Raw genomic sequence first — 16,689 nt, forward strand, 5'->3', positions numbered from 1 at the left:
TCCCTGAATAATAAAACGATCTTGACCCTATAAGAAACAGGATCAAGATCGTTCTATGTGATTAGAATTGCAAGAAAATCTTATACAGAACCTGAGCAGCTTCTGCTCTGGTTGTCGTTACGTTAGGGCTCAAGGTGGCATTGCTTCGCCCATTGATGAAGCCCATATTAACCATCGCAGCCATATCATTCACGGCGTAATTAGCTACTTTTACAGCATCTGTAAATCTCTTGAGATCCTCTGCTGTACTATTTTGCTCGGTTTTCTCCACTGCCCGCAAAGCTCGCATGGTCAGCACAGCCAAATCTTGTCTAGTAATTTCCGTTTCCGGATAGAAGCTACCATTTGAGCCCATGGCGATTCCGAGTGCTTTGGCGATGCCAATTTCCTCATAATAGAGATCCGTTCGCTCGATATCACCGAATGTGGTGTTAACCTCCGCTTTAAGCCCCAGTGTCTTTACTAGCCAGGCTAGATACTCACCTCTTGTGACCTGTTGGCTAGGACTAAAGCTTGTAGCTGATGTTCCCTCGATGAATCCTTTGGACGCCATTGTTTCAACAGCTTGCGCATACCACGAATCCTTGATGACGTCATTAAAGTGCTTCTTAGTATACACAACTGCATATTCACCTGCTTTTGCAGTTGTAAAGACCATAGCTTGTAGTTCGCTGTCATATTTGCCATCAAGTAGCTGTACAAACGTACTGTTCGCAGCCACATATGAAACGGTAAGGTATCTGGAATTAGCCAATTCTTCAACATCAGGAGTATATGGCACTCTGATTTCAGCTGGTGTATTCAGGGCTACTACTTCTACTCCATCTACGCGGACAGTTAATGCAATAACAGGCTTGCTGGTTGTCACTGATTTTACACCTGAGTGCAGCTTTGCAGGATCTAACCCGCTCAGTACCAGTTCTATATTCTTCATACCTGATACATACTTCAGCGTATTGGAAGGCACGGTAACAGTGCCAAATCCCGTATGAATCTCTATCTTCATGTTGCCATGATCAGCGGCTATTGCTGCTGCTGGAAACTCAACTGCATAGGAACTGACTCCCTCTGCTTTCGGTATTTCCACTAGAATCGTTTTAACTTTGCTGCCATTCGCTTGCGCATGATCAAGAGCCGTATTCATATCTTCTTGCCGGATGGGTGCTCCTTTCGCTACACCGGTTTTCGTATCTACCTTTGGTACCAAAACCTTAATTAAGTTACCTTCGACTTTTATGTTTTCAGGAGTCGCAGTAAGAGTAGGAGTCGAAGTAGGTGTGGTGACTGACACAGGTGCATTTGTTGACGGCGGTATTTCCGTCGGTGGTTCTGGATTGACAACTGGATTGTTGATAACGACAGTAAGGGATTGGCTCGCATAATGAGTTGCCGTCTCTTTATATCTCACTTCGTAGATTCCGTTGCCAAGACCTCTAACCTCTGATCCTGTAATGGCATCCCAGCTCGTAGCCTCACTACCATCTTGTCGGTATTCCATCGCAGGACTTACACCAATGATCTTACCGTCCTTAACACCCGATGCACTAACATTTACAGCTTTAACCTCTTCACTGGACGGCGGATTCTGCTCTTGTTTGGTTCCGTCAGGCACAACGATTAGAATGGTAGGACTTGGATTGCTCGTATCTGTTCCAGCGTATCGAAGCTCGTATCCTCCGGCCTCCAGGCCTTCAATGCTGGTTCCACTGACAGGCATATAATCACCTTGATCTGTCTTACGGTACTCCATATCGGCAGTCACATTTTCGATTCTGCCATCATTTCCGCCAGCCACTGTAGGTGGTGTAATGATCAGTCCTTCCGCTGTTGGAGGCTCCCTGTCTTCCTTGGCTTCTTTGCGAATATCTACGTTTACCGGCGGACTAGCCTTTAGGCTAACTGTCGCTGCGTACCGGATCTGATAGCTACCAGAGTTCAGATCGCTAATCGTTGTACCTGTTACAGGCGTATAGTCCGCCTCCCCGAGCTTCCGGTATTCCATCGTATCATTTAAACCCTCAATGTTACCTTTCGTCTCGGTATCCGTATTGGCATGTGAGATTACCCACCCACTCGCATCTGGTGCAGCCTGCTCCTGTATCTGCCCTTCTGGTATAACGACTTCCTTATCCAGGCTGGCATTCAACGAATCGGTCTTCATATACCGGACATAATATTTACCTGCGGAGAGGCCTGTAACCTCAGTTGTTGCAATTGTAGTATAATCTTCGTCGCCTTCCTTTTTATACTCCATTCACTTGTAACACCAATTAGTTTGCCGTCATCTCCACCGGGCATGGACGGAGCCACCCCGGTTGGTGTTACTGGAGCCTCACGATCAGGCATGGATAAGGCCTGGAGAACTTCCCATTCCCATAGGCCAACACCATTATCTCCTGCCCGAGATTGCTTGGTCAGGGTAACCCGCAGTGCCTTTACCTCCAGCGCCGGATCAAACGTGTACGGATTGGAGGATTCTGCGGGAGAATGTTCAACCACTTTGATTCCTTCCGTAATCGTTCCTACGGTTACCCATTCATTGGTAGCGCTATTCGCTGGGATGTAGGAATACTTAATTTGGGTAGGCGGCTTGATCCCACCTGCGTCTGACCACAGCACCAGATCAGAACTCCGGATGGAGGCACCCTGTGGCCATTCATATTGCACCCACTCCTCTACGCCTTCATGACCCCAGGTTCCCCAATGTGGGATGTTGTTGCCTTCCTTCTTTCCGTCATTCACTGCCGCCAGACTCTCCCAAGGAGACGTGTAGCTGGAAGAAGCATTGGCGAGGAAGGCCATATTGCCATCTCTCGGGCTCAGCAGACGTAAGTCCGTTAGCAGTTTCTCCAGCGCTATCTTTATTTCTCTGTTTGTGGCATTCATATTCTTGATTACAGCAGAAGCTTCTGTCTTCGCCGCTTCAATGGGCGCCAGGCCAGGATCTATAAAGTTCGAATCATTTAGTGTATTTACATAGTTATAGACCTTGATCAGTTCTAACTTATCTTCTACAGCGCCAGTATAACCATTTACCTTCCACTCCAGAATACCGATACCATTAACGGAAGGCTTCATGTCCATACGGACACCTGTAATATATTGAGGCTCAAAGGTCGTTGTATTGTATTTATTAAGTTCATTGCCAAGCCCCTTTATGTCCCGCGGGGCGTACCATTTCCCATCTGCACCGCGAACCATAAGTTGTATATCCTTCGGACGGAAGTTGCCGCCGTTGTCCTGAAATACATATACATCCATTGAAGTGGCCAGGAATGGCTGATCCCATTCATACGTCACCCATGCCGGATCTCCTTCTCTTCCCCAGTTATGCCATGCACTGTTGGGGGCACCGCGGTTCGGTGAAAAATCTGCTGAGCTCCTAGGTTCAATACCGTTATTCATCGCTTCCGGGTATCCGTCGCCACCTGAGAAACTGGCAGAAGCTTTAGCTGTCAGAGCAGCATTCTGTATTCCTGTATCCACCACATATACAGTAGCCCAAACCTCTAGAACACTACCATTGACGTTGCCTCTGACTTCAACTTGGCCTGGACTAGCATAGCTTCTTGGATCAATAGCATCCCAAGTGATACCCTGCTCTGCGTAACCTTCCTCTGACAGAATATAAATTTGTCTTGGGAGTTCTGGTGCAATATCCTTCTTGGTCACTACACTGAGTGCCCGGTAAACATCAGCTGTATCTTCCTTAATCTCAAGAGTTACATCCTTGTTGGCTTTCTTGTCTCCATCTGCCGCACTGAAAGTAAACACGTAAGTGCCTGCCTTACTTACACGCGCATAGGCCGATGTCTTATCACCATCCACAAACGAAATATCCGCGGAACCCTCAGGCTTTTGCTTCACAGCCCAAGTGTAGTTCAACTTCAATTCTTCTGCCTCACCATGCACAGGATCGGGAATAGCCTCACCAGACAAAACCACGATACTGTTATTACTAACATCCTGAACCGCAGTCACCTGGCCAATTGCTGGAGGCTGTTTATCTGGTGGTGAAGCCAGATCAAAGGTTATCGGACTGGAACCAGTCAGTGCTCCATCACTTGCGCTAAGCTTAACTGTATAAGTTCCCTCTTTGGTACCCGTAGCCTGTGTAATGCTGGCTTTGGAATGATTAAAAGTCAGCTTGCCGCCTTCTGGTGCGCTGACGACTTCCCATTGATAAGACAGTGTCCCTTCTGGTGCGCCATCATCGGTCACAATTCCATTCAGCATAAATGGAATTAACGCCTGTGGCTGTTGTGTCGCCAATTGTACAGTAATTTGAGGAGCTTCATTTTCACCGCCGGATGACTTTTCAATGGTCAATTCAGCTCTCGGCACGCTGCCCATCTGGAACATAGCAACGCCTGCATTGTTCTTAACATAGAACTGTCCGGCAGTTTCACCATTCAGCTTCAAAGTATAGTAGCCATTCTCCATCCCCGTACCATCGAACGAAATCCGTGAGGTATGCTCTTTTCCGGAAACGTTGAGAAGTTGAAGAGTATAGCCCTTACCATCTTTTTGAATTTGTGCGCTTTCTATTTTATCGCTTTCCAGCTCCAAATAGATTTTCTCATCGATCAGATTGATCCGCTTGCCGAAACCATCTTTTGGCGTAATGTTGTAACTTTCTCCTTCGTCAGTCACCAGCGCCCCATATCCGAACAGCCCAAATACGGGATCTGTCACAATATCCGAGCTGATGCTCAGTAGAGAACCATAGAGACCCTCTTCTGATTCGCCCGAAAAGTCATTCCAGCCATTACTCATGACACGTGAGCCGCCATCGTATACGTCTTTAGTTCCTGTGCCTCCCTTATACATCGAATATCGCCAAGAGGTGCTGCTCACTGAATTGGCTGAGATCTGACCCATATTGACAGCGTTGAAGTTCGAAATTTTCGCCGCATAATTGCGCTGTTGTGCTATTGCCTTCTGCTCTGCCGATCTGTCATCATTCTCATATCGAAGCCAGTCATCCATGATGTACCCTGCTAAAGACGCAGTATATTGGAAATTCCACCAACCTTCTCCGCCGCGGAAGACAGGTACTGAATAATGGTACCAGGTAGGCTGTATCCCGCGCATCGCACGTGTTTTCCAGTCGGCCATTTCCATACTTTTCTCAGCAGCACCTGCAAGCGCGTCTGCCGGATAGTACGTACGCAAGGCTTTTGCCGCAGCATAAGCCCCTTCTTCGCCAGTATTATCATATTCAAATTCGGATCCGTATGGATACGCGGCTCTCGTCATATTCCTTCCCTTGTCGAGGGCGAACTTCTTCTGCAGATTGGCTGACTCGGTCTGCATTCCCTCTTCCTTCAGGGCTTCAATCATATCCGGGATTTGCTGTTCGCCATAGAATCCGATGGCTCCGGTTGAAACACGCTTATAATAGATGTTATATGCTTTCTCTAGATAAAACTGAGGTGATTCCCGATACTCAATTAGATTGGGATACGCCTTCTGAATCCGGTACATGTTAAAGAATCCGGTAGCTTCCATAATTTCGGAGAAGGTACGTGTATAGGGCTTATCTTTATCCGTATATGCCCCAGAATCTTTTAGCCAGTTTGCCACGATATAGCTATCCTGCGTATTCTTCATGAATCTTTCCCACATGAAGTCGATCAGGTATGTCTCGATAGAGCGAATTTCATCCGGGTTGGGAGCCAGATAGTTCTTCATAGTCATGAAGTTGATGTTGTCATGGCTCCAGTCATCGCCCCAATGGTTTATGTTGAGATCCATGCCGCTTGAAAGATACCAGTCGAAATAGTTACCGTAAGTCGGACTTTCCGGGTTCTTATCCTGTGTTTGCTCGACCATGAATTCGGAATGCGCATCTGAGATTGCATCCAGCTCAGCTAGAACATTGAACTCGAATTGAGTGAATTTATCGACCCATTCGTTGCCGTCCTTCAGCTTATATTCAATACGCACGCTATTGTTGCCAATCGAATCAAACTGAAGGGAATAAATATGATGCTGCTCACCATTTACAATCTTAGTCTCCACAAACTCAATTGACTCGTTATAGCCGGGGTTCCCTTTAGGCAGTCCCCGTCCGCTCCGTGAGTTGTCAACCATTTCCTTTCTGCTCTTCCCAGGCTTGATCTCCGGAATATGCGCTTCATCAAATGGATCATTCTCATCCACATTCAGAATATCGATGGACTGTACATCAACGATACTGTCGTCATAGTGCAGGTCTAGCTTCACAGGCATATTAATCGCCGTCTGGAAGCCCGGCACTGCTACAGCATCAATCATGCCTGATTTATATAGGATGGATCGGAGATTGGATTCACGATCTTACATCGAAATCGAGCTGTTGTTAGGGCTTTGAGCGCTTTCCTGTGGCGTGTTGTCGCCTCCACGGATCGCTGAGAATTTGAACTTATACGTCTTGGACTCATCCGGCCCGAGAACGAGACTGGAAGCATCGGTAAAATAACCGCGTCCCGTTTTTTGAATGTCTTTGGAGTGGATATAGAGCACGTTCAACCCTGGATACCAACCGCCACTGTCCCCGGTCCAGTTCTTAAAAGTATCTGCAGCACGCAACTCCCCTGCCTCATGCATCCAGTAATCCACATACTCGATTCGAGCACCGCTCTCCGGCACTGGAGTGAAGAGCATAAAGTTCCCCTCACCACTGGTGCGGATGGCATAAGAATATCCACTATCAGCCCCGGCGAAATTATGCACCGTCACACGGTCATCATAAGTGTCAGATAAGGTCTGATATTTGTTATTCCAAGGCATCGGCAAGCCGATATCCCCGAATTCTATATACTGATTGCTCTTGTTCTTCACCGTAATTTCCCAAAGCATTGAACCGTCATGCGTCTCCATATCGAAAACGGATTTTACATCGAAGCCTTTCATTACCCGCTGACTTGTAGAGTCCAGGTTCTGTCCAATAAAGTTGACTTCTACCCTCTTACCATCCGCTGATGCTGTCTTGTTAATATAGGGGTTATTCGGATTGATCGTCGAATATTGCGTAGATCCTCCTGCGGCCAATGTCTTATTGGTATCCACTTCTACAAAGCCGTCCCTGTTATCGGGAAATTGCCCACTAGCGCCCGTACGGTAAGAGAAGATCATTTCACCCATCCACTGGTGCTGCGTACCATTTTGCGGTGATGTCGTGTTGGGTAGGACGAAATTGATTGGCTTACCCTGTTTATTGGCAGGGTTGTTGTTGATATAGAGCTCTTCTATCTGACCTAATTCCCCCACTTTGGCAGATAGGCTGGCATTGGAAATATCATTCTTTACTGCAGCCGCCGCGACCTCTGGCAGAGTGCTAACCTGCAATGGCAGACTTGAAAATGCCAGTAACAGCGCAATCGAAAGCGACTTCCACTTCTTCGAAATCATTGTCATAATAACCTCCTGTATATATGTGATCATATCCATTAGAGGATTCATTCTTTTAAACCGGTGTAATCTGAATCCATTTTAGGCATAAAAATGAATTTCGTAAGCGCTTTATTTTCAATGATACTTGTTGTATCATAAAAATTAAATGATCGATGCCAACATGAATTTTAAATATTTCAACCTGATCGGAGGTGCAGGATTGGACTCGCCCATTCTTCATTTCATCACTCCACCTATTCCTTATTTCATTGATTGTGGACGTGCTTATTACGAAGCCGGTGAATATCACATCAGTCGCAGTGACATCGGTGTCTTCGATCTAATTGTCGTTACACGCGGTTCGCTCGCCATTAGTGAGAACGGGACAGAATGGCTTCTGGAACAAGGCGAGGCACTGATTCTTAAGCCCGATGGTCATCACTACGGCTACGCTGCATGTAACGAAGCAACAGAAATGATCTGGATTCATTTTCAAACTTATGGCAGCTGGAGAGAATCTTCGAACATGGATGAATGCCTCGCCAATCAGACCGAATTAATCAAGACACATAAGGTAAGCGCGTATCTGAATCACTGTGATGTCTGTTCCATTTTCATCCCCAAACATACTCGTATTACAACTAAAGATATAGAATTGCTGGAGCATTTCTCTCAGCTTGATCAGGAGCCTCAGTCCATGCGCAATTGGAAAAGACAGGCGAGCTTTCAGCAATTTATGCAACATATGGATCTTGGGCTGTCCTCACTGTCCGATGTTGCCGCCATCCGGATTGCCGAGAAAGTCGAACTGTATATTCGTCAAAATTACCCTCTACCGATCTCCAATCCGATGCTGCAAAAGGAACTCAACTACCACCCAAACTATCTCGCACGCAGCATGCTGAAAGTATATGGGATGACACCCATGGAATATCTGCTGCATTACAGAATCGAACAGGCGAAAAAGCTGCTATTGCAAACCGCCTGGCCCGTTGCCCGAATTGCCGAAGAGATTGGCTTCAATCATGTGTCCTACTTCTCTTCCTGTTTTGCCAAAAGAGAGGGTATCTCTCCTTCTAATTTCCGCAGCAAGTTCACTAACACAGAAACTAACTCGACGACTCATTCAGAACTGATGCTCTGAAAAATAAAAAGCGTCTACTCACCAGAAATTGCGTTATCTTGCAATGCGATCTCTAGGTAAAGCAGACGCTTTCTTTTGTTTTCAGATAGATAATCCCTTTATTCGCACTCCGGAATCCACACCCGCATTTCTCCTTCATCCCGATTCGCCCAAGTAAAGTAGGGAATGTAGCGAAGTTCGGCAGACTGGGTATCCCATTGAACATTACTGCGATATAAATGTGTTCCCCAGTCTTCATCGGATACCATTCGCCGACCAATCGTTGTAAGTGTCGGAATTCCCAAAGGCATCAGCTCCCCACTATCAATAGAAAACTTGGCATCTCGCGGCAACTGAACGCGATGCAATCCGCGGCCATTATCGACTTCTTCAAGGCAATACATAAATGGTCCCCGTTGTATGGCTACTTTTCCGAAAGTGGATTTGATGTGATCGTGACCTTTCATCCGCAGCAACTCCAAAGGGAAGTCGAGCCTGATCTCATCGCCGGCTTTCCACGTACGAGTGACCTTTATGTAACCGGATTCAAAAGTAAACCCATCTTGTTCTGTCTTCTCCCCATTAATCCACAGCTCGGGAATCGCGCACCAATCCGGCTTTCTCAGAGCTATCGTAAACTCCATCCCTTCCGAAGAATCGGGCTGAACAATCAACTTCACTTCTCCGGTGGAGGTATAGTCAGAAACCATGGTTAGCGCTGCTCTTTTACCTTTAAGTGTGAATTCCCCTTCTCCGCCAATATACAACTGCACATACAACGTATCCTGTTCGACAGCCGGGGTATACACATATTGATCTAATGAGGCAAGTAATCGTGCAATGTTCGGCGGACAGCAGGCACAACCAAACCACCCTTGTCTGCGTGTTCGCACGTGGGCATAATTAGGATTTACACGTTGAATCTCTGGATCGACTTCAAGTGGATTCACATAGAAAAAACGTTGACCATCCAGGGACATTCCACTAATCACCGTATTATACAGAGCTCGCTCCATAACATCCGCATACCGGCTATCTTGATTCAGTTGCAACATGCGCTTTGCCCAAAAGATCAGGCCAATTGAAGCGCAGGTCTCTGCGTAAGCCGTATCTCCCGGTAGGTCATAATCACCTGTAAATGCTTCTTCTTTGGCTGATGAACCAATGCTTCCCGTAATGTACATTCGCTTGCTTACAATGTTGTTCCATAATCGATCACAAGCTTCTTCCAGCGATGTATCTCCCGTCTCTGCAGCTACATCCGCCATAGCCGCACACATGTACACCAGTCGAACCGCATGACCTTCCGCTGTTGTCTGTTCCCTAATGGGGAGATGGGACTGGGAGTAGGTGTGCCGGTGCACCATGTCCAGTTCGCCAAAATGGATGGAGCGCCCCCTTTGCTCCCATTCCTCTACAAAAAAATGCGGATGCGCTCCCCGCTGGTCCAGAAAATATCTGCTTAGTTCAAGATACTTCTCTTCCTTTGTCGTCTTATACAGTTTAAAAAGAGCAAGTTCAATCTCCTGATGTCCATCATAACCTTTCAATTGACCCGGCTCTGTTCCAAACACGGTGCTTATATGATCTGCCAAACGAATAACTACATCCAGTAGATTGCGTTTGCCCGTGGCATGATAATACGCCACACCAGCCTCAATCATATGTCCTGCACAATAGAGTTCATGGCACTCGGCGAGGTTCGTCCAGCGCGCCCCAGGTTCACGCAGGGTAAAGTACGTGTTCAGATAACCATCCGCTTGCTGTGCTCGAGCTATGGTCTCAATAATGGAATCTACAAGGACTTCCAGTTCAGGATCGGGCTTCGCAGAGAGTAGGTATGCAGCTGCCTCAATCCATTTTGCAACATCGCTATCCTGAAATACCATGCCATAATGAACGCCCTCTTCATCCCCAGCTGCAATGCGGAAATTCCGAATGGCTCGACTAGGTTCAGCTCCTTCAACACGGTCATTAAGCGCTTCCCACTGATAGGGAACCACAACATTGCGAACCAGCTCAATATAGTGCGACCATAATGGATCATTGATTTTATAACTATAGACTGGTGTATGAGGATGATGCGGAACATCTGGTTTCGTCATAAAAACCTCTCCTTGTTTAACTTAATATCCTTATTTTACAAATCATTACATCAGGGTGAAATCATCATTTCCAACTGAAATTTACATAATTACAACCTTGTATAAGTGGCGATCTATAACCATGATTGAAATTAGGGAATACGAGCATCATTTTCATGTCCATTCCAACCATCAATATAACAAAAAAAGCCGCTACGATAGCGACTTCAATGGAGTAATTCACTGATATCTAGAGAAAGTTCGTGCTACTAAACCGTGTATCGATATTTGGCGGGAGTAATCCCATGCACTCGTTTAAATATTCGTACAAAATAATTTAATTCCATACCTACCATAGTCGCGACCTCACCTACAGATAGCTCAGAATGTTCAGTTAAAAGCTCTGCTCCCTTGAGCAATCGAAGGCGTTGAAGATAGTGACTGGGATTCACGCCATATATCTCTTTGAACTTGCGTTGAAAGTGTTGCTTGGAATAACCGACCGTATCTGCAATATTAGCGAGGCTTAAGCCATCCATATAATGCTGTTCCATATATTGAACCGAGGCGCGAAGCATTTCCTTAGCACTCGTGCTGCTTCGATAGTTTTGCATAGGCTTCTCACTGTGAGTCGTTGTAGCGATGTACGTCAACATACTATATATTTTCGTAGAAGCCATATGATATGGGTCGTTCACCTCAGGTTCACTTACATGCCATAGCTCCCTGATATCGGATTCAAGCTGCTGTATCTTAACTTCATTCACTGAGATTGGTTTCATCATTGGAAGTTGTAATGTGTTAACAAGGGACTCAACAAAGCTTCCCTCAATTCCCATAAATCCTAATAGCCAGTGTTCAGTTCCTGATGGACCGTAGTCATGAGCTAGTTTGCCTGGCACAAATAAGATATCTCCCCTTTTCATCTTGATATAAGGCATGTTTTCAAAGTGAAAGGCACCTGATCCTGCAAAACAAATCATGCATTGAAATGTTGGATAACCAATAGGCCGATGCATCATGTGCTGGTGATGTAATCCGCAGCTATATAATGACAATGGTAATTCGATCTTGCCTTTATTATGAAAAAGCCTGAATGGTAACATGCTCCTCTTAGATCTCTCCTTCAAAGCGAGACAACAATACTGTTATGTAGTACTGTAATCTGAATGGATGTTGTGTTCGAATCTTAGACTCATCTAAAATTATACCATCATTGAATAAAACCAGACTCCTTTTAAATGCAGGAATCTGGTTTTGAAAAATTCAAGAATATTGTTTATTTAATGTCTTGCTTCCTTTAAACCTGCTGTATTACATCCTTAGCGGTTCTTGCTCTCGAACTCTCGATAGAAATCGTTTCGCATTTCCGATACTGCGAGGTAACATTCTTTACCTTCCAGCAATCTTGCTGGTACTCTCCAAACATCTCCGTAATAATAACTGTCCGCAACGAGTTCTTCATCTGCGTAAATTTGTGCTACATCACCATAATAATCAATATTTACGAAGCCTTCAGATCCTGTAACGGAGATTTTTTGCCATTTGACTTTTCGCTCCCCGCCAATGTGGAGCTGCTCTGTATGTTTAGGATCAAAAGGAGGCTGTTCCACATTATCGTACGTAATAGCAGGTTCCGTATAAGATTGCTGAATAGAATTTTGATCAAATCCTACTCCATTCCAATACCAATATTGAAATTCACCGTCTTCCACAGAACGAATTTCGTCAGCAGCTTTGTACAGATCACATCCATCACCTACATAAAGCTCCCTGTCAAGCCTGCGCAGATATCGTGCCTGATCCCAACTAAGTGTAACAACTGTAGTGCCGTTGACCTGAAATGCAGATTCAAGCCCCACTTGAGCTGTTATATTCTGTCCATCACTAAATTGATATGCTGGTGTAATTCCAGGAATTTGCGCAAAGAAATAGGTATCTCCTTCTTTGCATAACGGTTGCACTGTGGCATAGTCAAGAACAATACCTGACAACTCCATACGGAACGGCATGAAGAAGCTTACTTCTCCGCATACATCAATCGATGGGAATATGACACTGCCTGTATCAATGACAACGTTGTGCACATCCTGAAGCTCAGAAAGCCTTTGATAATGGTTAACAAATACATATCCACTCTCACCATCTGTGCGCATCACATATCGCAAAGATGTCGTATCGTCTCTTGAAACTGAATTCTCCGCTTCTACTCTGGTCATCGGTGCTAGAGTCTCCTGAAAATCCTGTACAAACAAGTGCAGAATATTCAGCAGTCTATACTGCTCACGCACTTCTCCATACTCCGATAAGGCACACTGAAAATCATATGAAAGAATGGGATAATCATTGGGATAACCTGTTGCTTTTGACTCCTGGAAAGTAGACAGCTTGCCAATTTTATTGGTTCCACCATGGTACATATAATATCCAATCAGATTGTTACCATCACCAATCTTTACAAGCGATATGCTGTAAATATCCATACCTCTAATTATTGGCCTGCGGTGATGTGTGACTTGAATACCTCCACCCAATTCGCAAGTTGCAAATGGATATCGTTCATACGGCAATCGCCATTGCCCATCATCTTCAATTTCTTGAGGAAGAAGATCGGCTCCTATACCTGTGTCATTTCTCATACCCGTAAAGAAATAATGAGGAGATGGCGGAAGTTGATCTAGGTGGTCGTCCCATGGAGCATCACAGTATCCTCCGAATACTGGAAACACCTCATCAACAGGAATGCGTGCTCCCTCAACAGCATTCCATCCAGTTACCGTATAGATCGGAGCAATCATTCCACAATCCACAGCCATTTCTTTTAACGTGGCTAGATGCTCAGCATCATTGGTCAGCTCATTCTCTAGCTGCACGGCTATGATATTTCCTCCATCTTTGTAGAAAAGTCCTTGTACCTGCTTCGAAATGTTCTCATAGAAGATACGTACATAATTAAGATATTCTAGGTTGTTTTCACGGAGCTTAAATGGTTTTTGGAGCAGCCAATCCGGAAGTCCGCCGTTCCTGCATTCGCCATGTGCCCATGGTCCAATTCTAATGACAGCTTCAAGCCCGGCCTTCTTACATTCCAATATAAAAGCACGGAGATCATTGTCACCGGTGAAATCAAATACGCTTTCACTCTCTTCATGATAGATCCAGAACACATAGGTAGATACGAGTGTAATCCCGCCAGCTTTCATTTTACACAGCTCTTTATACCAGTCACTTCTGTTATATCTGGAATAATGAAATTCGCCCATGACCGGAATAGAAGGCTTACCCTTACGTGTAATATATAAACTTGTTACATCTATCTTATCGCCTGCAGGATTTTCCCCTCCAAGATTCAAATGATTTTGCAAAATCTCAGGTTTTTGATATTTTTTAAATGTATACATTAAAGTCTTCCTCCCTAATCGTAGTGAGTTTCAATTTTTTAAAGACTCACACTCTAGAAATTGAGATTTCCGGATTCGCGTCAACAACCCTTTCTTGCCTTAAGTAATTTCATTTTAACTTACTGGATGAGTTGCACGTTAGGATTATCACGATGAGAAAATAGCACAAAACGAACAATTGTATGAAAGTAGAAATGTAAATGGATCAAAATTTATAACATGTAGGTAGATTCATTTAATAAAAAAAACCACAATGAGAAACCCCAGTCTAAGCTAAACATTTCTGCTTTTTCTGTCCTCACATTAATGATTGTATTGTATGGTGACATAAGTTGACTAAAAGCAGCCGACCCATAGGTCGGCTGCTTTAGTCATTGCTATAAGCTCTCGTTGCACGTCTTAGTCCGCAGTCATGGTCGAGGCTCCAAAATCATCGAGATGAACCTTGGTACTGAAGGTCACTGGAATCGTAACGAATTCTTCTTCCCAATTCTCTTTCACTCTTTCCCATACAGCGGGATGTTGGATCCGCAGAGCTTTACCCAAGTCTGCCACCTCAACATGCATTTCTTTAAGTTTCTTCATTGATTTCTTGGCGAGCTCCGTAACCTCTTCTTCCACAATGACAGAATAACGCTCTAGCGTATGGTTATCCATCTTCTTTATTTTAGGTGAAAACACCTCCGATAAGCGCCCTTTCGAATTCATCTCAACGTGAAAGGAGATATCATCACCTTTCACCCGTACCTCAACCTTTTTCTTCACAGATTTAATCTCGTATACAAATTGCTGTTGTAGCTCAGGCTCTTGTACTTTGTAGATTCCTCCGGAGATTTCTCCTTTTATCCACTGTAAACCCTCGACCTGAGATTCGTTAAGATAACCTGCATACTTTTGCGTTTTCCCTTTTACGACCCCTGCTCCTCTGATCTTCAACACACCATTTTCAACAATAGCATTAGGTAAAAGAAAGCTTGATTCCGATGTTAAAGGTCCGATCATATTGGCAAGACTAACTGGTTTAACAAGCCTTGAGATTCGTTTACGGTTATTAGAGAGTTCTTTGAGTAGAAATGCAGGAATCTCTCCAGCTAGGTGCTCCTCCAAAATATCACTGGCCGTTCCCGTCGATAGATAAACCTGGAGACTAAGGCGAATATCGTTGTCCGCTAAGTAAAAATCAAGTAAATCATGCATCGGAATATCCTGTAACAGTCTTGAACTGATTATAATCGTTTTCAAATGGAAGCCTGCAGGCGAACGGTTCGTCAGAAAAGTCTCTCTTGTCATCTCCATAATGGAGTCACCAATCACTTCTTCATTTTCAAACTTCTTTTCTTGTGAACTACCAGATTTTGCTCCTGCTTCGGGCAGAATATATTGCACGGTACGACGAATCCTCTGTTTTTGCGGATAACCCACTTGCTCAACTGATGCTCCCCGATCTGCTGGTGGTACGCTGTCAAACGCAATGCCTGCTTCAAGATACCGATCCTCGATAGGTAAGCTGCTCCAACATCCTGTCAGCAGGATACTACATCCGGTAATCAGTAAGAATAGTTGTGTTGTTCGAAATTGGCTCATGTCGATTTGAACCTCCAACGCGATATGAGAAGCAAGATAAGTGAGAGGCTCGAAAATAAAATCAGATTAGACTTGCCGATGTATCTTCCCATTTGAAGTAGTTCATTGATATCCCGAGGCATGCGAGACACAATTAACATAATCGGCAAAAGAATGTAGATACTCCGTGCATAAGGAAGCTTCGCTACATGGGATAATCCCAATGCCGCACAATAAAAGGCAATACTAAATGTAGCAAAAATCTCCATAACCCAGATCGACAAAAGTAAAGACTCAAATCGTTCCAATGGTAAATTCTTCACTTCCACGCTACGTGTGAGATCGAAAAATGGCCACACCCGAGTCAGTAATCCTTCGGCTGTAAAAGCCCCAATACATAAGATTGTCGCAGTCGTATAGAGTATAATTGCTGCACCTATTCCCCATCCCATAATGCGGAAAGCTTTCTCTGGTTGTTCCAACTTGGCGAGCATGAATAACATGATCTCACTCCCGCTAAAGGCCAAGGTCGTTGTATTCACGCCATGAAAAACCGGAGACATCCCTTTTGATAAAACGGGACGCAGTGTGCTAAGATCGAAGTTCTTCATTCCAAGTATTAAAATTAGCATATAGATCACAATCGTAATTGGAACAATAATCTGACACACTTTTCCTATTACATCTGTCTTCTCCATACACAGGTATAATGATATCCAGACAAATAAAGCTTGAATAGCCCACCACGGTGTACCTTCAAGGAGAAAAAATGAAGTCACAATCTCCATAGATCGCAATTCATAGCTTGCTAAGTTAATGTAATACACGATAACTACAATCCCAATTAATTTGCCGATCCACGTTCCTACGATTGCTCCAACATATTCATAGAAGTTCATGCTCGGAAACTTACGGCTTAATGTAATCATGATCCATGCCATAGCCATGGCTACAATACCTCCAAGAATGACAGACAACCAGGCATCTGCACTCTTTACGCTATGCACTACTTCTCTAGGCAAAGTAAAAAGCTCTACACCAACGATAAAAGTAATCGTTAGACTTATGCCCTGTAGTGTTGTAAGTTTACCAGATTCGTTCAGACCTGATGACATCATGTATCCTCCTTGGCGGCTATGTT

9 protein-coding genes are annotated in these 16,689 nt (G+C 44.6%); 1 reads left to right on the top strand and 8 read right to left on the bottom strand.

What is annotated here, in order from left to right; all coding sequences use genetic code 11:
• Positions 1–61: 61 nt before the first annotated feature.
• The 3 genes from J2T19_RS03535 to J2T19_RS03545 are packed head-to-tail and all read right to left on the bottom strand — an operon-like array spanning position 62 to position 7,428.
• Positions 62–2,254 (bottom strand): S-layer homology domain-containing protein, encoded by a 2,193-nt coding sequence (locus J2T19_RS03535; protein ID WP_307213247.1) that lies wholly within the window; start codon positions 2,252–2,254, stop codon positions 62–64.
• A complete protein-coding gene (locus J2T19_RS03540) occupies positions 2,158–6,279 on the bottom strand; it encodes a DUF5695 domain-containing protein (protein WP_307213249.1) in 4,122 nt (1,373 codons plus the stop codon). Before J2T19_RS03540 ends, J2T19_RS03535 begins: the two co-directional genes overlap by 97 nt.
• Positions 6,280–6,321: 42 nt before the next feature.
• Complete coding sequence (locus J2T19_RS03545; protein WP_307213250.1) at positions 6,322–7,428, bottom strand: DUF5695 domain-containing protein; 1,107 nt, start codon at positions 7,426–7,428, stop codon at positions 6,322–6,324.
• A 130-nt stretch (positions 7,429–7,558) separates the two neighbouring features.
• On the opposite strand from J2T19_RS03545, the gene J2T19_RS03550 reads away from it, so the two are divergent.
• Complete coding sequence (locus tag J2T19_RS03550) at positions 7,559–8,521, top strand: response regulator transcription factor (RefSeq protein ID WP_307213252.1); 963 nt, start codon at positions 7,559–7,561, stop codon at positions 8,519–8,521.
• Positions 8,522–8,619: 98 nt separating this feature from the next.
• Here J2T19_RS03550 and J2T19_RS03555 read toward each other — a convergent pair whose 3' ends face one another.
• The 5 genes from J2T19_RS03555 to J2T19_RS03575 form a co-directional block, all read right to left on the bottom strand.
• Positions 8,620–10,605 (bottom strand): glycoside hydrolase family 127 protein, encoded by a 1,986-nt coding sequence (locus J2T19_RS03555; RefSeq protein WP_307213254.1) that lies wholly within the window; start codon positions 10,603–10,605, stop codon positions 8,620–8,622.
• A gap of 248 nt (positions 10,606–10,853) precedes the next feature.
• On the bottom strand, positions 10,854–11,690 hold the full coding sequence (locus tag J2T19_RS03560) for a helix-turn-helix domain-containing protein (RefSeq protein WP_307213255.1): 837 nt from the start codon (positions 11,688–11,690) through the stop codon (positions 10,854–10,856).
• Between the two features lie 216 nt (positions 11,691–11,906).
• Positions 11,907–13,985 (bottom strand): beta-galactosidase, encoded by a 2,079-nt coding sequence (locus J2T19_RS03565; protein WP_307213257.1) that lies wholly within the window; start codon positions 13,983–13,985, stop codon positions 11,907–11,909.
• Positions 13,986–14,384: 399 nt separating this feature from the next.
• On the bottom strand, positions 14,385–15,569 hold the full coding sequence (locus J2T19_RS03570) for a Ger(x)C family spore germination protein (RefSeq protein ID WP_307213259.1): 1,185 nt from the start codon (positions 15,567–15,569) through the stop codon (positions 14,385–14,387).
• Positions 15,566–16,663, bottom strand: coding sequence for a GerAB/ArcD/ProY family transporter (locus tag J2T19_RS03575; protein WP_307213261.1), 1,098 nt, complete (start codon positions 16,661–16,663; stop codon positions 15,566–15,568). The genes J2T19_RS03570 and J2T19_RS03575 overlap by 4 nt, the downstream gene beginning before the upstream one ends.
• Positions 16,664–16,689 lie beyond the last annotated feature (26 nt).

The organism is Paenibacillus tundrae, from assembly GCF_030812775.1.
GTDB classification, from domain to species: Bacteria; Bacillota; Bacilli; order Paenibacillales; family Paenibacillaceae; genus Paenibacillus; species Paenibacillus tundrae_A.